This window comes from Salana multivorans (assembly GCF_003751805.1).
Taxonomy (GTDB): domain Bacteria; phylum Actinomycetota; class Actinomycetes; order Actinomycetales; family Beutenbergiaceae; genus Salana; species Salana multivorans.
In genome coordinates, this window is record NZ_RKHQ01000001.1 from 1,452,178 (window position 1) to 1,471,504 (window position 19,327).

Annotated in this window: 19 protein-coding genes; 14 read left to right on the plus strand and 5 right to left on the minus strand. The window is 74.9% G+C overall.

Going from position 1 to position 19,327, the window contains the following annotated elements; translation table 11 throughout:
* Nucleotides 1-112: 112 nt before the first annotated feature.
* Together EDD28_RS06485 and bglB are read right to left on the minus strand one after the other, a co-directional pair.
* A complete protein-coding gene (locus EDD28_RS06485) occupies nucleotides 113-1,429 on the minus strand; it encodes an ABC transporter substrate-binding protein (protein ID WP_123738857.1) in 1,317 nt (438 codons plus the stop codon).
* Between the two features lie 311 nt (nucleotides 1,430-1,740).
* On the minus strand, nucleotides 1,741-2,892 hold the full coding sequence (bglB, locus tag EDD28_RS06490; RefSeq protein WP_123738858.1) for a beta-galactosidase BglB: 1,152 nt from the start codon (nucleotides 2,890-2,892) through the stop codon (nucleotides 1,741-1,743).
* 151 nt (nucleotides 2,893-3,043) lie between these two features.
* Here bglB and iolB point away from each other — a divergent pair, with 151 nt between their 5' ends.
* The 5 genes from iolB to EDD28_RS06515 all read left to right on the plus strand — a co-directional run bounded on the left by iolB (nucleotide 3,044) and on the right by EDD28_RS06515 (nucleotide 8,225).
* Nucleotides 3,044-3,907, plus strand: a complete 864-nt coding sequence (gene iolB / locus EDD28_RS06495; protein ID WP_123738859.1) for a 5-deoxy-glucuronate isomerase — start codon at nucleotides 3,044-3,046, stop codon at nucleotides 3,905-3,907.
* Between the two features lie 70 nt (nucleotides 3,908-3,977).
* A complete protein-coding gene (locus EDD28_RS06500) occupies nucleotides 3,978-5,156 on the plus strand; it encodes a class I SAM-dependent methyltransferase (RefSeq protein WP_245967945.1) in 1,179 nt (392 codons plus the stop codon).
* A 254-nt stretch (nucleotides 5,157-5,410) separates the two neighbouring features.
* Entirely contained in the window at nucleotides 5,411-6,130 is a 720-nt protein-coding gene (locus EDD28_RS06505) for a histidine phosphatase family protein (protein ID WP_123738861.1), read from the plus strand.
* 14 nt (nucleotides 6,131-6,144) lie between these two features.
* The gene (locus tag EDD28_RS06510; protein WP_148059564.1) at nucleotides 6,145-6,726 is read left to right on the plus strand and encodes a hypothetical protein; all 582 of its coding nucleotides are present in this window, start codon (nucleotides 6,145-6,147) and stop codon (nucleotides 6,724-6,726) included.
* A 71-nt stretch (nucleotides 6,727-6,797) separates the two neighbouring features.
* Entirely contained in the window at nucleotides 6,798-8,225 is a 1,428-nt protein-coding gene (locus EDD28_RS06515; protein ID WP_123738863.1) for a PAS domain-containing protein, read from the plus strand.
* 3 nt (nucleotides 8,226-8,228) lie between these two features.
* Here EDD28_RS06515 and EDD28_RS06520 read toward each other — a convergent pair whose 3' ends face one another.
* Nucleotides 8,229-8,786 carry a DUF1697 domain-containing protein gene (locus tag EDD28_RS06520; RefSeq protein ID WP_123738864.1) on the minus strand — a complete coding sequence of 186 codons (558 nt, stop codon included), beginning with the start codon at nucleotides 8,784-8,786 and terminating at the stop codon, nucleotides 8,229-8,231.
* Nucleotides 8,787-8,876: 90 nt separating this feature from the next.
* On the opposite strand from EDD28_RS06520, the gene EDD28_RS17890 reads away from it, so the two are divergent.
* From EDD28_RS17890 to EDD28_RS06550, 6 genes are all read left to right on the plus strand, one after another.
* Entirely contained in the window at nucleotides 8,877-10,127 is a 1,251-nt protein-coding gene (locus tag EDD28_RS17890; protein ID WP_123738865.1) for an OmpA family protein, read from the plus strand.
* 38 nt (nucleotides 10,128-10,165) lie between these two features.
* Nucleotides 10,166-10,819, plus strand: a complete 654-nt coding sequence (locus EDD28_RS06530) for a hypothetical protein (RefSeq protein ID WP_123738866.1) — start codon at nucleotides 10,166-10,168, stop codon at nucleotides 10,817-10,819.
* A gap of 78 nt (nucleotides 10,820-10,897) precedes the next feature.
* Entirely contained in the window at nucleotides 10,898-11,608 is a 711-nt protein-coding gene (locus EDD28_RS06535) for a response regulator transcription factor (protein ID WP_123738867.1), read from the plus strand.
* Nucleotides 11,605-12,579 carry a sensor histidine kinase gene (locus EDD28_RS06540; RefSeq protein ID WP_123738868.1) on the plus strand — a complete coding sequence of 325 codons (975 nt, stop codon included), beginning with the start codon at nucleotides 11,605-11,607 and terminating at the stop codon, nucleotides 12,577-12,579. Before EDD28_RS06535 ends, EDD28_RS06540 begins: the two co-directional genes overlap by 4 nt.
* Before the next feature lie 55 nt (nucleotides 12,580-12,634).
* On the plus strand, nucleotides 12,635-13,258 hold the full coding sequence (locus EDD28_RS06545; protein ID WP_123738869.1) for a TetR/AcrR family transcriptional regulator: 624 nt from the start codon (nucleotides 12,635-12,637) through the stop codon (nucleotides 13,256-13,258).
* Entirely contained in the window at nucleotides 13,258-13,794 is a 537-nt protein-coding gene (locus EDD28_RS06550; protein ID WP_123738870.1) for a hypothetical protein, read from the plus strand. Before EDD28_RS06545 ends, EDD28_RS06550 begins: the two co-directional genes overlap by 1 nt.
* Here the strand turns inward: EDD28_RS06550 and EDD28_RS06555 are convergent.
* Nucleotides 13,775-14,374, minus strand: coding sequence for a mismatch-specific DNA-glycosylase (locus EDD28_RS06555; RefSeq protein ID WP_123738871.1), 600 nt, complete (start codon nucleotides 14,372-14,374; stop codon nucleotides 13,775-13,777). The two genes, EDD28_RS06550 and EDD28_RS06555, sit on opposite strands and share 20 nt — an antisense overlap.
* Before the next feature lie 90 nt (nucleotides 14,375-14,464).
* Between EDD28_RS06555 and EDD28_RS06560 the strand changes: the two genes are divergently transcribed.
* Both EDD28_RS06560 and EDD28_RS06565 read left to right on the plus strand, forming a co-directional pair.
* Complete coding sequence (locus EDD28_RS06560; protein ID WP_123738872.1) at nucleotides 14,465-16,387, plus strand: DUF4037 domain-containing protein; 1,923 nt, start codon at nucleotides 14,465-14,467, stop codon at nucleotides 16,385-16,387.
* Nucleotides 16,387-17,010, plus strand: a complete 624-nt coding sequence (locus tag EDD28_RS06565; protein ID WP_123738873.1) for a DUF4125 family protein — start codon at nucleotides 16,387-16,389, stop codon at nucleotides 17,008-17,010. The genes EDD28_RS06560 and EDD28_RS06565 overlap by 1 nt, the downstream gene beginning before the upstream one ends.
* Before the next feature lie 5 nt (nucleotides 17,011-17,015).
* On the opposite strand, the gene EDD28_RS06570 is transcribed toward EDD28_RS06565, so the two are convergent.
* Nucleotides 17,016-17,531 (minus strand): phosphoribosyltransferase, encoded by a 516-nt coding sequence (locus EDD28_RS06570; RefSeq protein WP_123738874.1) that lies wholly within the window; start codon nucleotides 17,529-17,531, stop codon nucleotides 17,016-17,018.
* Nucleotides 17,532-17,570: 39 nt separating this feature from the next.
* Here EDD28_RS06570 and EDD28_RS06575 point away from each other — a divergent pair, with 39 nt between their 5' ends.
* The gene (locus tag EDD28_RS06575) at nucleotides 17,571-19,313 is read left to right on the plus strand and encodes a carboxylesterase/lipase family protein (RefSeq protein ID WP_123738875.1); all 1,743 of its coding nucleotides are present in this window, start codon (nucleotides 17,571-17,573) and stop codon (nucleotides 19,311-19,313) included.
* Nucleotides 19,314-19,327: the final 14 nt, after the last annotated feature.

Below are 19,327 nucleotides of genomic sequence, written 5' to 3' on the forward strand. Positions count from 1 at the left end.
CCCGGTGGTGCCGGGCGACCGGTGGGGCCGGGCGACCCGGCGGGTCCGCCGGGCGCGGGTCAGGCGGACGCGGGCGTGGCCCGCCCCCCGAGGGGGACGGGCCACCCGGCCGTCACGGGAGCGGACCGAGCTGCTCCGTGAGAAGGCGGTTGATCGTGTCGATCGTCGTCTGCAGGTCCTGCTCGTCGTTGAGGTACTTGACGGTCTCGTCGCGGACGGGGTCACCCTCCGTGCCGAGGCCGGCGATCTCGTACGCGAAGTCGTTCTGCTTGATCTGACCGACGATGGCCGGCGACGCCTCGATCTCCTGGTTGTAGAGGTCGAAGGCCTCCTTGTGCGAGGCGTACTCGACCTCGATGCCGTTGACCGCGGGCAGGAAGCCGGAGGTCTCCGCCAGCTCCTTGTAGTTCTCGGGCTGGTAGAGCCAGGTCACGAAGTCGAGCGCGACCTGCTCCTCGCCGGTGCCGTCGAAGACGACGATGTTGGCGGCGTTGCCGTAGTTGGTCGAGCGCTGGACGTCCTTGGGCAGGTAGACCGACGCCCACTCGAAGTCCGTGATGTTCTGGGCGAAGTCGGCGATCTGCCACGAGCCCGACATGTAGGCGACGATGTCGCCGGACTTGAACAGCGCGTTGCCGTCGCCGTCGGCCAGCCACACGGAGCGCGGCATGAACGAGTCGTCGTTGAGGCCCTTGAAGAACTCCAGCGCCTTGGCCGTGCCGTCGTTGGTCTGCCACTGGCCGTCGGCGTCCGGCTGGAACCACTCGGAGCCGAACTCGTAGAACAGGGCCTTGAGGCGGTGGCTGGAGCGGTCCATCACCATGCCGTAGGTGGTGTCCGTCTTCTCCTTGACCTCGTTGACCGCGGCGACGAACTCGTCCCACGTCCAGATCTCGTCCTCGGTCTGCGGGTAGGCGACGCCCGCCTCGTCGAAGAGCGACTTGTTGATGAACATGCCGACCGCCGTGACGTCGGTCGGCACCGAGAGCACCTCGCCGGCCGCCTCGTCGACGGCCGCGAGCTCCATCTTGATGTCGCTCGCGTCGGTCACCGGGGTGAGGTCGACGAGGGCGCTGCGCCACACCGGGTCGATGCCGCCGACGCGGGCCATCGCCGGCAGGTCGTTGGCCTGGGCGGCGTTCTTCAGCTTGGTCGGCAGGTCGGAGTTGGCGATGTCGACGATCTCGACCTCGACGCCGGTCTCCTCCTTGTACTTGGCCGCCATGTGCGCGAAGCCGCCGCCCTGGTTGGCGTCACCCGAGAGGAAGAACTGGATCTTCGTCCCGGCGGCCGGCGCCGAGTCGGTCGTGCCGTCCGTCCCGCCAGTGCCGGGATCGCCCGAGCCGCTGCATCCCGCAGCAAGCGCGAGCGCGAGACCGAGGGCGACTGCCCCGATCCCTCGCCGCGTCGAGGACCTGAAACGCACCATCGTGTCTCCTCCACCGTCGCTCTTCGCTGAGCGAACTGTTCACGTTCACTTGTTCACGTTCACCACGCACGGGTACGTGGTCGTCGCGCCAGTGTGCCGAGGGGGCACGGCATTTGTCAACACAAACGGACATATGCATGACGTGGGTCGGATGCACCCGCGACCCGGCCGGGTCGTCGGCGAGGGCGGCGGGGGCGGCGGGGGCCGACCGTGCCGCCGGCAGAGCCGCCGCCGACCCCCGCGCGGCAGACGGCGCGACCGAGCGGCCGCCCGGGGCGGCCCGTGGGCGGCCGGCCCGGCAGGTGTTCGGCCTAGTAGTACGTGCGGCGGTACTCGCCAAGGGCGAGGATCGCCATGGCCTGGCCGTACGGCATCGAGGTCAGGGGGACGCGGTGGTAGAACTCCAGGTCCGACCCCATGCCCGTGCCGAAGGAGACCTGCTGGAGCTCGCCGGCGTCGTCGATGTTGGCGAGGATCGCCCGGACGGCGCTCACCGCCGTCTCGCGGTAGGTGGTCGGCAGGTAGCCCTTGCGGACGGCCTTGAGGATCCCGTACGCGAACCCGGCGGTGGCCGAGGCCTCGAGGTAGGACGAGGGGTCGTCCAGCAGGGTGTGCCACAGCCCGGAGGTGTCCTGCAGGCGGGCGAGCGCGGCGACCTGGGCGTCGAGCACCTCGACGAGGAACCGGCGCACCGGGTGACGCTCGGGCAGGTCGAGCAGCTCGATGAAGTCGGGGATGACGATCGTGAGCCACGAGTTGCCGCGCGCCCAGCGCGCGCGGGCGAAGTTGTGGCCGCCGTCGTCGAACGTCCAGCCGTGGAACCACAGGCCGGTCTCGCGGTCCATGAGGTACGCGACGTGCGTGAGGAACTGGAAGGTCGCCTCGTCCACGTACTCCGGGCGGTCCAGCAGCAGGCCGATCTTCGCCAGCGGCAGCACCGTCATCATGAGCGTGTCGTCCCAGAGCTGGTGGTGGTTCTCCTCCGCCAGGGTCACGTGCTGCATCCCGCCGTGCGGCGTGCGCGGCATCGTCCGCATCGCCCACTCGGCCCAGGCGTCGAGCCAGGGCAGGAGGCGCTTGTCGCCGGTCTCCTCGTAGCGCAGCGCGAGCGTGAGCATCGGCGCCATCGTGTTGACGTTCTTCGTCGTGCCCTCGGCCAGGCGTGCGGTGAACCAGTCGTCGATGAGGTCGCGGACGCCGGCGTGGTCCGTCTGGTCGTAGTACTGCCACATGCCGTACAGGCCGACGCCGTGCGTCCACTCCCAGCCGGCCCAGCCCTTGGTGTCGATGGTCCGGCCGTCGTCGAGGCGGAGCAGGAACTCGCCCGTCTCGTCGGTGATGCCGACGAGGTTGTCCACGACGCGCAGCACGGTCGCGTCGAGCTCCGCGAGCGGGACGAGCCGCTCCGGCACCCGCAGCAGCTCGCTGTGCTTGACGGGCCAGACGTCGAGGTGGTGGGACATGGCAGCCTCTCCAGGGGTGGGCGGGTCCGCATCGATCGTAGGGCCGACGTCGATGTCGCGGGGGCGGTTCCGGGGGGTTTCATGTTAGGACAAAGACCTGCAAGGATCGTGCGGACGTGACGCGAAGGCGCGACCCGACGAAGGAGTCCCCATGACCACGTACCACCACCCGGCCGGATCGATGGCGCGGCCCGACGTCCCGGGCGCCGCCGTGTGGCTCGACCCCGGGGCCGCCGGCTGGAGCCGGACCGGCCTGCGCGTGCTGGAGCTGAGCCCCGACGTCCCCGTGACCCTCGACCTGCCGGGGACGGAGGCCGTCGTCCTGCCGCTCGCCGGGTCGGTGACGGTCGGGGTGGCCGGCGTGGAGCACCCGCTCGCCGGCCGCGCGTCGGTGTTCGACGGCCCGAGCGACGCGCTCTACGTCCCGCCCGGTCACGCCCCGGTGCTGACCGGGACCGGTCGGGTTGCCGTCCTCACCTGCCGCTCGGACGCGATCGGCGAGGTCCAGGTGGTCGCGCCCGGCGACGTGGCGATCGAGGTCCGCGGCCGGGGCGCCGTCACGCGGCTCGCGCGGACCTACACGGGCGGTGCGGGGCTGCGGGCGGACCGGCTCCTCGGCGTCGAGGTCATCACGCCGGGCGGGAACTGGTCCTCCTACCCGCCGCACAAGCACGACGTCGACACCGAGACCGAGACCCAGCTCGAGGAGATCTACTACTTCGAGATCGCCGGTGGCGACGACGTCGACGGCTGGGGGTACTGCCAGGTCACCGCGTCCGACGAGCGCCCGATCGACGTGCTGGCCGAGGTCCGCACGGGCGACGTCGTCCTCGTGCCCCACGGCTGGCACGGTCCCGCGATCGCGCCGCCCGGCTTCGACATGTACTACCTCAACGTCATGGCGGGCGACGGCGCCTCGCGCGAGTGGCTGGTCAGCTACGCGCCGTCGACCGGGCGGATCCTCGACTCGGTGTCCGACGCCGCGGTCGACCCGCGCCTGGCGGGGGCGGGGTAGGGGCTGGTCGTGAGCGACCGCGATGCCGAACCCCACCGCTCGGCTCGCCGCGGTTCGGCAGACTAGGGGCGTGTCCGTCGACCTCACGCGCCTGCGGCGTCACCCCGACGTCGAGCACCCCTCGCTCCGGGCGTACGACGCCGCCGACGCGCTCCTGCTCGACGAGGCGGCGCCCGTGCTGCGTGCCGCCGCGCCGGACCTGGCGGACGTCGTCGTGATCGGCGACACCCACGGCGCGCTCACGCTCTCGCTCGTGGCGGCGCTCGACGACGCGGGCGGGCGTCCCGCTCGCCTGCGGACGCACACGGACTCGGTCGTCGGCGAGCTCGCCCTGGCCGCCAACGCCGCCACCCTCGGCATCGACCTCGACGGGGTCACCGCGCCCGACCTCTACGACGACCCGGCCGGTCTGCTCGGCGGCGCCCGCGTCGTCCTGCTCCGCCTGCCGCGCTCGCTCGCGGCGCTGGAGGAGATGGCCCAGCTCGTCGCGACCCACGCCGACCCCGGCGTCCACCTCCTCGCCGCGGGCCGGGACAAGCACATGACGCCGGCGATGAACACGATCCTCGCGCGCTCCTTCGCCGACGTGCGGGCCTCGCGCGGACGGCAGAAGTCCCGCGTCCTGCACGCCCGTGACGCGCGCCCCGGCCCCCTCACCCACCCCGTCGCCGCCACGCTCGCCGGCGTCGCCGTCGCGGGGGCGGCCGGGCACGACGTCGCCGTCGTCGCCCGCGGGGCCGCGTTCGCGGGGGCCGCCCTCGACGGCGGGACCCGCGCCCTGCTCGCGCACCTGCCGCGGATGGCGCCCGAGGCGCGCGAGGCGATCGACCTGGGGTGCGGCACGGGCGTGCTCGCGGTGTCGCTGGCGCTCACCCGGCCGGACCTGCGCGTGCTCGCGACGGATGCGTCGGCCGCCGCGGTCGCCTCGGCGCGGGCGACCGCGCGGGGCTCCGGCGTCGCGGACCGCGTCGACGTGCGGCGGGCCGACGGGCTGGCGGGGCTGCCTCCGGCGAGCGCCGACCTCGTCGTGTGCAACCCGCCGTTCCACGCGGGAGCGGCCGTCGTGCCCGATGCCGGCGTCCGGCTCCTGCGCGGGGTCCGGCACGTCCTGCGCCCGGGCGGGGAGCTGTGGACCGTCTACAACTCGCGGCTGTCGCGGGCGCGCGAGCTGCGGTGGGCGGTCGGCCCGACCGAGGTGGTCTCCGACGACGGCCGGTTCACGGTCGCGCGGACGGTCCGCCCGGACTGAGCCGCGGCGGCGGGCGTCCGCTCCCCGCGGATCGAGCGACGGGCCACCGCGCCCTCCCGGGCAGCGCCGCAGGTCGGCGTGCGTCGTGACCAGCGGCTGGCGGGAGGACGGCGGCGCGATCCGCGGCGGGCGGACGGGCCGTCGACCCCGCGCGAGCGCTCACGGGGCGGGAGTTCATCGAGTGCTCACCGCCCGCTCACCGGACCGGGGGCTCGCCGTCGCCGAGGGGCGGCAGCGTCGTCGTCGTGAACCAGATGAATGACACGGCCGCACCGACGACGGCCCCCGTGACCCTCACCCTCGTCCGGCACGGCCAGACCGTGCTCAACGTGCTGCGCCACCTCCAGGGCGCCTCCGACTCCCCGCTCACCCCGACCGGCGAGGTCGGCGTGCGCGTGACGGCCCAGCACCTGTCGACCCACGCGTTCGACGTCGCCTACAGCTCCCCCCAGCCGCGCGCGCTCACGACGGCGACCGCCATCTGCGGCCACCACACCGGCCTGCGCCCGCGGCTGCACGCCGGCCTGCGCGAGCTCGACTTCGGCAGCTACGAGCGGCTCGCCGAGAGCGAGATGGAGCTGACCCACCCGTGGCGCGAGTTCGTGCCCGCGATGCTGGCGGGCCGCCACCCGGGCGTCCCCGGCGGCGAGAGCGGCAGCGCCTTCATGGCGCGCGTCCGCGAGACCTTCGCCGAGATCGTCGCGACGCACGCCGGCGAGCGGGTCCTCGTCGTTGGACACGGCCTGACGCTCGGCGCCTACCTCGCCGTGCTCGGCGCGGGCGAGGGCCTCGTCGCGCTGCCGAACGCGTCGGTGACGCGGCTCGTCGTCGGCCCCGAGGGTCTGCGCGAGGTGCTGGAGCTGGCGACGGACGTCGCCGGCCACGGCCACGTCGCGGCGCGTCCCGCCCCGGCGCGGCCGCGCGGGATGCGCGCCGACGAGCTGTTCGCCGACGGCGTGCTGGCCGACCACTGACCCGAGCGGGTTCCGTGCCGGGAGCAGGTGCCGGCCGCTGGGCCGGACCGCCGGCCGGCGACGGCGGGAACCTCCCGGTCCTCGGCTGCGTTGACCACGGCATGCCCAGCTTCCTCGCTCGACCCCCGGCCACGCGGTCGGCCGCCCCCGCGAACCGCGTGTCGGCGCGCCTCGGTGCGGTGCTCGCCGGGACGGCCGTCGCCCTGACGCTCGGCGGCTGCGCGATCGGCGACGCCGTGGGGGAGAAGGTCAGCTCCGAGGCGGACAAGGCGGTGACGGCCGCGACCTGCGCCGTCGTCACGCCCCTCGTGGACGGCATCGCGAACCAGGTCGACGCGGCGGTCAAGGAGATCGAGGCCGACCCGGCGGCCGCCAGGGCCGCGCTGGAGGATGCGCGGGCGGCCGTCGTCGGGGCCGCGGCGACCGGTGGTGAGGGCGTCGGCGGGCTCGTGGCGCCGATCGAGTCGGCCATCGACGAGCTGATCGCCCTGGCCGAGAAGGCCGAGGCGGGCACGGCCGTCGACGACGCCGATCGCACCGGTGCCGCGCAGGCCGTCAGCAGCGCGCTCGACGGGCTCGTCACCGCCTGCGCCTGACCGGACCGTCGCCGCTCGACCCGGGACCGAACTCCCAGGTCGGCGCCCCGGGCCGCCACTAGCCTCGCGACATGCCACTGCAGTCAGCCGAGGACCGCGCCGCGAGCCGCCCCGTCCTGCCCGAGGACGTCTTCTTCTCCACGACGGACGCGAAGGGCGTCATCACGCACGCGAACGACACGTTCCTCCGCCTCGCCGCGATGACCGAGGGCGACGCGATCGGCCGGCCGCACAACGTCATCCGCCACCCGGAGATGCCCGGGGCGGCCTTCCACCTGGTCTGGGACGAGCTCGAGGCCGGCCGCCCGGTCTGCGCCTACATCGCGAACCGGGCGCGCGACGGTGCGCGCTACGACGTCCTCGCGACCATCGCGCCGATCGCGGACGGGTACCTGTCGATCCGGCTGCGGCCGGGCGTCGAGGAGCTGCAGGGCTGGGTGCTGGAGGCGTACGACGAGGTCGCGGCGGCCGAGGACCGGCACCGGTCCATGGGCGGCACGCGGTCGGCGGTCGCCGAGCGGGGCGCCGACCGGCTCGCGGCCGCGCTGGCCGAGCACGGGTACGCCACCGTCGCCGACTTCACCCGGGCCGTCCTGCCCCGGGAGATCGAGGCGCTCCTGCGCGACCTCCCGCCGATCGACCCGGACACGACGCGACGCGGCGCCCTCGGCGTCGTGCTCCAGGCGGCCGAGGAGATCGGCCGGATCGTCGAGCCGTTCGCCGGACGCCTGCGGGACTTCGAGCAGCTCGCCGAGCAGATCTCGGCCGAGCGGGCCGCGGTCACGCCGGCCATCGCGCAGGTCGCCGGGGTCCGACGCGACCTGCACGCGCTCGCGGGGCTGCTCCGCGACGCCGCCCAGCCCGCCGCCGCCGACCAGCCGGCCGCCGCCGACCGGCCCGCAACGGACGCGGCCGGGGAGCTCGCCGAGCTGACCGACCGGCTCGCGGGCTTCGCCGGCGAGGCCGTCGACCGGCTCGAGACCGTCCCGGTGCGGCTGACCGAGCTCCAGCGGCACCTGCGCGACCTGGCGCTGCGGATCTCGATGCTCGTCCTCATGGACACGATGGTGAGCCGGTTCACGGCCGAGGTGATCTCCTCGGGCGAGGCGCGCGGCACGCAGCTGCGGCTGCTGGCCGGGGCGCTGGAGCACGGGCTCGCGCAGGTGGAGGAGGAGACCGCGATCGTCACGCACCTGCTCCGGCAGATCCCCGAGCTGGTCGAGGCGGGGGTGCGCGGTACCGACCGCGTGACGCTGCGTCTCGACGGCTGGGCCGCGCGGGTGACGGCCGCCGTGTCGAGCGGCGAGCTGGGCAACCGGCGCGGTGACGTCGTGGCCCTGCGGGACGCGGTGCTCGCCGCGACGCGGGACCGGTTCCTCGCGCTCACCCCGATCGTCGGGCTCTCGGCCCGGCTGCGCCAGACGCCCGTGCGGTTCGAGCTGGACGAGGCGCTCGTCCAGCTCGCGCTCGTCCGGGGCGGGGTCGCGGACCTCGCCTGACGCTCACGCCGTGAGGGCGATGAGCCTCTCGATCGTGTTGTGGTTGCGCGCCGTCCCGACGGCGCCCAGCTGCCGCTCGATCCAGGTGCCCTGGAGCCGGGACGTCGCCACCCCGCCCTCGTAGCGCACGAACACCTCGCGCCCGTCGACCGTCAGCGCGTCCGCGGGCGAGCGCCGGGCGGCCGCCTCCGCGACGGCGGCCGCGGTGACGTCGTCGATCGCGCGGTCGAGCGCCATGGTCAGCACCCAGCGGCCCTGGTGCGACCCGGCGTAGGGGTTGCGCGCCGCGAGGTCGAGGAGCTGCTCGTGCGTGCGGACGAGCACCGGGAGGTCGTGCCCGAAGGCGTCCCGGACGGTGGCGTTGACGAGGGCGGCGATCTCCTCGGGCCGCCGGCCGTCGGGATCGACGACGACGTTGCCCGCGACCTGCAGCGTCGTCACGCCGGAGAGGCCGGCCCTCTCGAGGGCCGCGCGAAGGTCGGGCATCCGCATCGCCGTCGGACCGCCGACGCCGCGGACGAGCGCGGCCCAGCGTCGATGCTCGGCGGGGGGAGGGGTCATCCGTCGGACGGTAGGCGCTGTCGCAGGGCTGCGACAAGACTGCGACGGCGCGGGGGCCGGCGGCGCCCTCGGCTTCCCTAGCCTGGTCCCATGACACAGCACCGCCTGACCGCACCGCTCGTCTCCGTCGCCGCGCTCGCGCTCGTGGCGCCGCTCGCGGCGTGCAGCCTCACGACGCAGGCCGCGCCCGTCGACCCGACGCCGTCGGCGACCGAGACGTCGACCCCGGCGCCCTCGCCGACGCCGACCCCCACGCCGAGCCCGTCGCCGTCCGCGTCGCCGAGCGCCGACACGTCGGGCCTGCCGACCGTCCCCGGCTACGCGGTGGGCGAGGTGCCGCCCATCCCGCTCATGACCCTGCCCGACATGAGCCTGCTGGGCGACTCGATGGGCTCCTTCGCCGTCGAGCTGCGGACCGAGCTCGTGGACGTGCCGGGCGTGACCGTCACCGCCGCGACGTGCGACGAGTACGGCGAGTACACCGCCGGCACCGGCTCGCTCGTCGCCTACGGCGACGGGGCGACGCACTACACCGGCCCCGACGGCGAGGTCGTCAACTACGGCGACGGCTCGGGCACCTTCACCGCCGGCGGCGTCACGGTGACGAACTACGGCGACGGCACCGCGTCCTACGAGGGCAACGGCATCACGATCTGGAACTTCGGCGACGGCGCCGGCTACTACCTCGACGACCGCAACGACATCTGGGTCTACGGCGACGGCTCCGGCCACTCCTACACGCCGGCCGGCGACCTCGACAACTACGGCGACGGCTCGGGCTCGTTCACGAAGGACGGCGTCACGATCTGGAACTACGGCGACGGGTCGGCGAGCTACGAGGCGCCCGGCCTGAGCATCTGGAACTACGGCGACGGCACCGGCGCGGTCAACGGGACGCGGATCACCGTCGACCCGGTGCCGGGGGTCCAGCCGATCGGCTCCTTCCCCCCGCTGGACGCGCTCGCGCCGCAGACGACGTGCGGGACGCGCATCTCGCTGGACAGCGGCGTCCTGTTCGACATCGACCAGTGGAACATCCGGCCCGACGCCGCCGCGGCGCTCGACGCGCTCGCGACCGCGCTCGTCGACCTGGGCGCGCCGAACCTCGTGGTCGAGGGTCACACCGACTCGGTCGACACGGACGAGCACAACCAGGTGCTCTCGGAGAACCGGGCCGCGTCGGTCGCGGACGCCCTGCGCCAGCGCGGCGTCACCTCGGCCATCGAGACGCACGGCTACGGGGAGTCGCGGCCCGTGGCGCCCGAGGTGGTCGACGGCGTCGACAGCCCGGCCGGTCGCCAGGCCAACCGCCGCGTCGAGATCATCATCCCCGCGTTCTAGCCGGCGCCGGCCCCCGCCGCCCGACGAAAGGCAGACCCATGTCCTCCTCGACCCTCCCGTCCTCGATCCACCCGACCGGCTCCCGCCGGCTCGCCGGCCTCACGCTGCTCGCCGCGCTCGCTCTCGCGACCACCGCGTGCAGCGTGACGGTGGACGACGACCCGTCCGGCGACGCCGGCGGCCGCCCCGGCATTACCGTCGACGAGAACGGCGTCACCGTCGATGACGGCGACGGCACGAGCGCCTCGGTGACGCAGGACGGCGTGTCGGTCACCAGCGGCGACACGGACGTGTCGGTCGACGGCGACGGCGTGGACGTCACGACCGGCGGTGCGTCGCCGGACACCTCGGCGGGCCTCGCCCCTGGCGCTCTCCCCGCGGACCTCGTCGACCTCGCCCTCAACGAGGTCACCTGCGGGGGCGGCGAGCTGGAGGTCGACGCCTTCGCGGCGGCCGTCCGCGTCGTCGACGGGTGCGGGACGCTGGTCGTCACGGGCTCGAGCGCCGTCGTGGTCGCCGGCGATGTCGGCACGCTCGTCGTCGACGCCTTCTCCGCCCGGGTCCACGTCGACACCGCTGGCTCGATCGACCTCGGCGCCGACTCCTCCGGCGCGACCGTCACGTGGGGGTCCGGCACGCCGTCGGTCACCGACGGCGGCTGGGAGAACGCCGTCCACCAGGCGAAGGAGTAGACCCGTGCGCTCGTCCGCGACCGCGACGTCCGTGAACAATGGGGGCGGGGTGCCGTCCCCCCGGCGAAGGAGTGGCTCATGACCGCGCGCGTGCTGCTCGTCGACGACGAGGAGGCGATCCGCGCCTCGCTCGCCCCGTTCCTCACGCGGGCCGGCCTCGAGGTCCACACGGCCTCCGACGGCGAGGAGGCCCTCGCCGCGGTGGCCCGGCTGCGGCCCGAGCTCGTCGTGTGCGACGTGCTCATGCCGAACCTCGACGGACGCAGCGTCGTCCGTCGGCTGCGCGAGGCGGGCGACTGGACCCCCGTCATCCTGCTGACGCAGGTGGGGGAGTCCTACGAGCGCTCGGCCGCGCTCGAGGAGGGCGCCGACGACTACCTCAACAAGCCGTTCGACCCGGCCGAGCTGCTGGCCCGGATCCGCGCCGTCCTGCGCCGGGCCGTCCCGGGCGTCCCGTCCCTGCCGGCGGCGACCGTCGTGGCGTCGGGCGAGCTGCGGCTGGACCGAGCGGCGCGCCGGGTGTTCGTCGGCGACCGCGAGGTCGACCTGACGCCGCGCGCGTCGCTCCTGCTCGACTACCTCATGACCCACCCCGACGAGCTGCACACCCGCGAGCACCTGCTCGCGACGCTGTGGGGGTTCGGCGCTGTCGTCGCCTCGCGCGCCGTCGACCACCGCGTGGCGGAGATCCGTCGCGTCCTCGGTGACGACGCGGCCGCGCCCCGGTGGATCGAGACCGTCCCGGCCGGCGGCTACCGGTTCTGCGCCCCGGTCGGGGTCGTCCGATGACGGCGCGCCGCTGGGCGCTCGTCCTGGCGCCGCTCATCGTGTCCGCGATCTCGTGCGTCGTGCTCGCCGCGACGATGCCCGGGGCGAGCCTCGTCATGCGGGCCTCGCTGGCGCTCGTCCCGCTGTGGGTCGGGCTGGTGGTCTCGGCCGTCGTCGGCGTCGTCCTCGGCCTGCGCGCGCGCCGCGAGCGACTGCGCGCCGAGCGCGAGGCGGCGCTCGCGGCCGTGGCCGCGGAGGCGGGCGAGCGCGGTCGGGCGATCGAGCACGACGCGCACCGCCGGTTCGTCGCGCGGCTCGACCACGAGCTGAAGAACCCGCTCACGGCGATCCGCGCGGCGGTCGCCGGGCTGGCCGCCGGGGTCTCCTCCGGCGGGCCGCTGCCGGAGGTGGAGCAGGCGCGCCTGCTGGAGACGATCGACGGGCAGAGCGCCCGGATCGCCTCGCTCGTGGCCGACCTGCGCAAGGTCGGGGAGCTGGAGCGGGCCGAGCTGGAGTGGGAGGTCGTCGACTCGGCGCAGCTCGTGGCCGAGGCGGTCGAGGACGTCGTGCAGGCGTCCGTCGGCGTCGGGGGCGGGACGCGCCGGGTGGAGCTCGCGCTGCCCCGGGCACCGTGGCCGCTGCCACCGGTCCGCGGCGACGTCGACCTCCTGCACCTCGCGCTGACCAACGTCATCGGGAACGCGATCAAGTACTCGGCGCCGGACTCGGTGGTCGAGGTGCGCGGCTCCGAGCAGGGCGGATGGGTCGCGATCGAGGTCGCGGACACCGGGCTGGGCGTCCCGGCGGACGAGCTGCCGATCGTGTTCGACGAGCTGGCGCGCAGCTCGCGCACCCGGCACCTGCCGGGGACGGGGATCGGGCTCTCGCTCGTGCGGATCGTCGTGGAGCGGCACGGCGGCACCGTCGAGATCCGCTCGCGCGAGGGAACGGGCACCGCGGTGACGCTGCGGCTGCCCGTCGACCCGCGCTAGTTCCCGGACGACCGAATCGGGTTGACGGCGTCAACGAGATCGGTACGCTGGCTGGATGAGTACCAAGGACGCTCTCGTCGTCTCCGCCACCCGTCTCATCGACGAGGGCGGCCCCGAGCACGTGACGCTCCGGGAGGTCGGCCGCCGCTCCGGCGTCTCGCACAACGCGCCCTACAAGCACTTCGCCGACAAGACGGCGCTGCTCGAGGCCGTCGCCCTGGCGGAGCTGCGTCGCACGGCGACGCTGTTCTCCCGCGCCGGTGAGAACCCCGACGCCGCCGCGGCCCTGCGCACGGCCGGCCTCGCCTGGATCTCCTGGTCGGTCGGGCACCCGGAGCGGTTCCGGCTCGTCTACGGCGACTGGCCAGAGCAGGCCGAGGCGATCGGGACCCAGAGCGACGACACGTGGGCGTCGTTCGCGGGTCTCGTCACGCGGGCGCAGGAGGCCGGTGCGGTCCCGGCCGGCGACGTCGACGTGACCGTGGACGGCATCCGCGCCGTCATGCAGGGGGCCGTGGGCCTGGCGCTGGGCGGCCACCTCGCCGCGACCGAGGATCCGCGCGCGGGCGCCGAGCACGTCTACACCCGCCATCTCGAGCTCCTCGCGGCGCAGGCGCAGGTCGAGTCGGCGGTGACCGGGGACGGGGAGCGGCGCTCGATCTTCGGCCGCCGGCGCTGATGCCGGTCAGCTCCCGGGCCGGTCGGCGGGTCGGTCGGCGGGCCCGCGCGAGGGCCGGCGGCGCGGCCCTCGCCGTCGCGGTGCTGCTCGGCGCCGCCGCGTGCACCGCCCCGCCGCGCCCGGTCCAGTCGTCACCGGACGGCGGCCCGGAGCTCGTCCGCACGGGTGGTGACGTCGTGAGCCACGACGTCGACGCCCTCCTCGACCTCGTCCCGCAGCTCGCCCCGATCGAGTCCGCGACCTGGGTCTCCGGTGAGCTGCTCACCGGACCCGGCGGCGACGTCGCCGGGCCGTGGGTGCAGGCCGTCGTGGTGCCGCCGGACGACGTCGTCGAGGAGATCCGAGCCGAGCTGGGCGACGCCCTCGTCCCGAGCGAGGCCCCGGTCGGGATCGTCGACGCCCTCGCCCCCTACGTGCCGGACGAGCCTCGGCGGGCGGCGGACGCGTTGCACTCCCGGTTCGACGCGCTGCGGTGGGCCGGGGCCGTCGGCCTCACGGACGACGGCGTCCTCGTCGTCAGTCTGCTGGGATGGTGAGCCGCGTCGTCCCGCCGGGCAGCAGACCGGCCGCCGCGGCGGGCGCGGCGTAGGCGGCGGCGAGCGACGCGCGCGTCTCGTGGGCGTTGAGGCCGCTGGGACTCGGCAGCACCCACAGGCGCGCGCCCTCCAGGCCGCCGGGCTGCTCCCCGGCGAGCGCCCGCGGCTCGTCGAACGCGGCGCGGTAGGCGGTGAGCCCGAGGATCGCCACGACGGCCGGCCGCCACGCGCGCACCTTCTCGCGCAGGAGCGCGGCGCCGGCGCGCAGCTCCTCGCGGGTCAGCTCGTCGGCCCGCGCGGTCGCCCGCCGCCCGATGTTGGTGATGCCGATGCCGCGGTCCAGGAGGAGTCGCTCGTCGGCCGGCGACATCCCCTCGGCGTTGTCGACGACGTGGGGCAGCACGCCGGCGTCGGCGAGCGCGGGCCAGAACCGGTTCCCCCGCCGGGCGAAGTGCGCGCCGGCCGCGGCCGAGTACAGGCCGGGGTTGATCCCGACGAGGAGCAGCCGGACGCCCGGCCCGACGAGGTCGGGGACCTCCGCGCCGTGGAAGGCGAGCAGCTCCTCGCGGGTGAATCCCATGCGTCCAGTGTGACGCGTCGGACGCGGCGGTGGCGGGGGCCGTGACCTTCGGCCCGGGTGCGGGATCGGCCCCTGGGGAAGGGTGGAGGGATGGACGTCGCCGCCTTCCTCGCCCGGCTCGATGCGATCCTCGGCGCTCAGGAGGGGCCGGAGCGCGCGGCGAGCTTCCTCGACGACGCGCTGGCGACCGCACGCGCCGAGTCGGACCGCGGGGGCGAGCTGACCGTCCTCAACGAGCTCCTGGGCTTCCTCCGGGTGACGGGCCGGCACGGCGAGACGGCCGGCGTCGCCGACCGCGCCCTCGAGCTGCTCGACGAGCTCGGCGCGGCGGGGTCCGAGGCGGGCGTGACGACGCGGATCAACGCGGCGACGGCGCTGCGGGCGGCCGGTGACCCCGTGCGCGCGCGTGAGCTCTACGGCCTCGCGCTGGCCGACGCCGAGCGGACGCTGCCGCCGCTGGACCGCCGCCTGGCGGCGCTGCACAACAATCTCGCGCTGCTGTTCTCCGACCTCGGCGACCACGACCGCGCGCGCGAGGAGCTGACCGAGGCCCTCGCCATCCTGCGCGGCGGCTCGACCGACCGGGACCGGGACACCGAGATCGCCTCGACGCTCGTCAACCTCGCGCTGGCCCGGTTCGCCTCCGCGTCCGGCGAGGCGGGAGAGGACGCGCTCGCGCGGGCCGAGCTGGCCGAGGCGCTCGAGGTCTTCGACCGGGTCGGCGCCGTCGACCCGCACCTGGCGTCGGCGCTCGCCGCGCTCGGACAGGCCGAGGCGCGGGCCGGGCGGACGCGGGAGGCGGCGGCCGCGTACGCGCGCGCGCTCGCGATCGTCGAGGTCTGCTTCGGCCGGGACAGCGACGCCTACCGCGTGACGGCCCAGAACCTCGCCGCCGTCGGGGGCGACGCCGAGGCGCTGCCGTCGCCGGCTTCCACGCCGTCACCGGTGTCCACGCCGTCGCCGGTCTCCACACCGAGCGGTGCCCCGTCGTCGATGAGCGGGCTCGACCTCTCCCGCGCGTACTGGGAGGCCTACGGCCCCGACCTCCTCGCGCGCTTCCCTGACCAGGCGCCGCGGATCGCCGTCGGACTCGTCGGGCACGGGTCGGAGTGCTACGGCTTCGACGACGGGCTCTCCCGCGATCACGACTTCGGCCCGGAGCTGTGCCTCTGGCTCACGGCCGAGGACCACGACGCGATCGGCGCCGACCTCCAGGCCGCCTACGACGCGCTGCCGCGGGAGTTCCTCGGCTTCACCCGGCCGAGCGACGACGAGCGCACCCCGCGGTCCCGCGGCGCGAACCGGCGTCGCGGTGTCTTCGAGATCGGCGCGTTCTTCGAGTCGATCACGGGCTACCGCGAGGCGCCGCCGGCCGAGCGTCCGCACGAGTGGCTCATGCTGCCCGAGGCCACGCTCGCCGCCGCGACGAACGGCGCCGTCTTCCGCGACCAGCTCGGCGTCCTCTCCGCGACGCGGCAGGGGTTCAAGCAGATGCCAGACGACGTCCGGCTCGCCCTCGTCTCCCGTCGTCTCGGGATGATCGCGCAGGCGGGTCAGTACAACGTCCCGCGGATGATCGAGCGCGGCGACGGCGGGGCCGCCTGGCTCGCGATCGCCGAGACGGCGAGCGCCGCCGCGTCGCTGGTGTTCCTCGTCAACCACCCGGCGCGGGTCGGGTACCTGCCGTACTACAAGTGGCAGATGGCCGCGCTGCGCCGGCTCTCGGGACGGCTGATCGCCCGGCTGCCCGGCGTCGTCGACACGCTCGAGGACATCCTGCGACTGGCGTCGGCCGCGTGCTTCCCGACCTCCTCGGCCTTCCCGACGCCGGGCGCGCTCGCCGAGCCCGCGGCGGCGGGGGAGCTGGTCGCCGGGCTGATCGAGGATCTCGCGGCTCAGGTCGTCGCAGACTTCCGCGCCCGACGCTGGACCACCTCCGACGAGACGTTCCTCGAGTGGCAGCGACCTCACGTCGAGGCGGCCATCACCACCGAGTGGCTGCGGAGCCTGTGATGGTCGGGCGGGAGACGGTCGACCTCGCCGAGCGGGTCGTCGCGCACGAGTTCGCGCAGTTCCAGCTGACGCGCAACGACGGCGGCCGGGCGGCGTGCCAGGACGACTGGCCGACCTTCCACCAGATGCGGCTGGCGCAGTTCCTCACCTGGACGCCCGGGATGCTGCGCTCGTACGAGGCGGACCTCGACCACGCGGACGCCGTCGGACGCAACCTCGTGACCGAGAAGTACGCCCGGATGATGGCCAGCACCGAGCCGGAGCGCTACCGCGTGGAGCTCGCCCCGCACCTGCCGGAGCTGGACCCCGGCCTGCTCCCGACCATCGAGTCGGTCGTCGCGCGCCAGGTGGCGTGGGCGCGGGAGTTCCGCGCGGCGTATCCCCGGCTGGGGCGCGCGATGCGCCTCCTGACGAGCTCGGAGGACCGGATCGACGACACGTCGTTCGAGACCTACCTGCGCGGCGAGCTGCTCACGTACTCGCCGCGGACCCTCGCGCTGTACGCGGACCTCGTGGCCGACCTCGCCGCGCGCGGGGAGAACCTCACGACCCGGACGCTGCACTGGACCGTCCTGCTGAGCGGCTACGAGGACCTGGACGAGGCCGAGGCGGCCCAGGAGTAGGCGGCTCAGGCGTCGGTGCTGGCCGCGCCCGTCACCGGCGGCAGCGAGGACCACGGGAACATGATCCAGGCCTCCGTGTTCTTCCACGTGTAGTCGGGGACGACGATCGACGTCGGCTTCGTGTAGATCACCGCGCTGCGCACGTCGGCGCCCCGCTCGGCGATGAGCTGGAGGACGAGCAGGAGGGTGCGGCCGGAGTCCGCGACGTCGTCGACGACGAGCACCCGCTTCCCGGCGAGCTCGTCGACGTCGAGGGCGGGCGCGAGGACCTGCGGCTCGTCCAGCGTCGCGCCGACACCCGTGTAGAACTCGACGTTCATCGTCCCCATCGCCTTGGCGTCGAGGGCGTAGGCCAGCGCACCGGCGGGCACGAGACCGCCGCGCGCGATCGCGACGGTGATCTCCGGCTCCCAGTGGGAGGCGGCGACCATCCGCGCCAGGTCGCGCACCGCGTGGCCGAAACCGGCCCAGGTGAGGACCTCGCGGTCGGGGTAGTCCTCTGACGTGGGGAATCGCTCCATGCCGGGAGGGTATCGGGGATGATGGCTCGCGTGAGGCTCATGAGACGGCGCGGTGCTCGGGCGGAGCAGCCGGACGACGCCGGACGGGCCGGGGCCGCCGACCCCGGACGCCACGACGCGCCGGGGCACCCGACCCCTCCAGAGGAGGACGCGGACCTGCTCGTCACGACGGAGTCGGGCGTCCTGCGCGGCGTCCGGCTCAGCCCGCCGGAGCGGGTGCCCGGCGGCGTCCTCGCCTGGCGCGGCATCCCGTACGCGGCCCCCGTCGAGGGCGCGCTCCGCTGGCTCGGTCCGCGGCCCCCGGTGCCGTGGGAGGGGGTGCGGGACGCGAGCCGGTTCGGCCCGGCCTGCGTCCAGCCGCCCGGGCGGGGGATCGCCGAGGAGGACCAGTCGTGGGACTGCCTCACGCTCAACGTCGCGCGGCGGGCCGAGACGGCGGAGGGGCTCAAGCCGGTCGTCGTCTTCCTCCACGGCGGGTCGAACTCGGGCGGCTCGGCGTCCTACCCGCTGTACGGCGGGATGCCGTTCCTCGCCTCGGACGACATCGTCTACGTGACCGGCAACTACCGGCTCGGCCCGTTCGGCTTCCTCGACCTCACCGAGCTCTCGACGCCCGAGCGGCCGATCGAGCGCAACCTCGGGCTGCGTGACCAGCTCGCGATCCTGCGGTGGGTGCAGCGCAACATCGCGGCGTTCGGCGGGGACCCGTCGCGCGTGACGCTCGCCGGCCAGTCCGCCGGGGCGCTGGGCGTGGTGTCGCTGCTCGCGATGCCGGCGGCGGCCGGTCTGTTCCAGGCCGCGGTGGCGCAGTCGCCGCCGGCCGCGTGCGTGTCGTCGCCCGAGGCGGCGCGGCGCCGCGGACGGTGGGTGGTCGAGGCGCTGCTGGCCGGTGCGGGTGGGACCGACGACGGCGGCGACGATGCGGCGGACGGCGGCGAGCTGCCGGACGGGCCGGGCCCCCGGATCGTCGAGACGGTGGCGGCCGGCGATCCCGGCGACGACGCGATCGACGTCGTCGAGCTGCTCCTGACCATCCCGGCGCGCCGGCTGCTCGAGGTGGCGGACGCGGCGCTCGCGCGCGAGCAGGAGGAGTGGCCCGGCGTGCTCTCGTACTGCTCGGTGGTCGCGGACGGGCCGGGGGAGGTGCTGCCGGAGCGCCCGCTCGACGTGCTCGCGTCGGGGCGGGGGCACGCGGTACCGCTCCTCGTCGGGACCACCGACAACGAGGGGCTCGTCTTCACCAAGGTGGAGAAGCGGCCGCCGGAGGAGATGGTGGAGGCGCTCCTGCGGGCGACGGACAACGCGCCGGAGCCCCTGCTCGACGCCTACCCGGGGTTCCCGTCCCGCCGCGCGGCGGCGCAGGTGATCGGCGACTTCCTGTTCTGGGCGCCGACGCTCGCGGTGGCCGAGGGACACGCGCGCATCGCGCCGACCTGGATGTACCGGTACGACTTCGCGACGCCGTTCATCTCGGCGATCGGGCTCGGTCCGACGCACGGGACCGATCTCATGGCGACGTTCGGGCGACGCAACTCGACGCTCGGGCGCCGGGCGAACCTGCTCGGCGGTGGCCGGCGGCTGGACGTCGTCGGCGGGGCGATGCAGTCGACGTGGCTCGACCTGGCCGTGCGCGGGCGCGAGCGGTGGCCGCGGTTCGTCGTCGACGGCGGGGAGGGGGAGCCCGCCCGGGCGACGCTGGTCCTCTCCGACCGCGCCCGGGTCGAGCTCGACCCGCACGCGTCCCGGCGCCGCGCCTGGCGGGGGTTCCGCTACTACGACTGAGCCGCGGCCGAGCC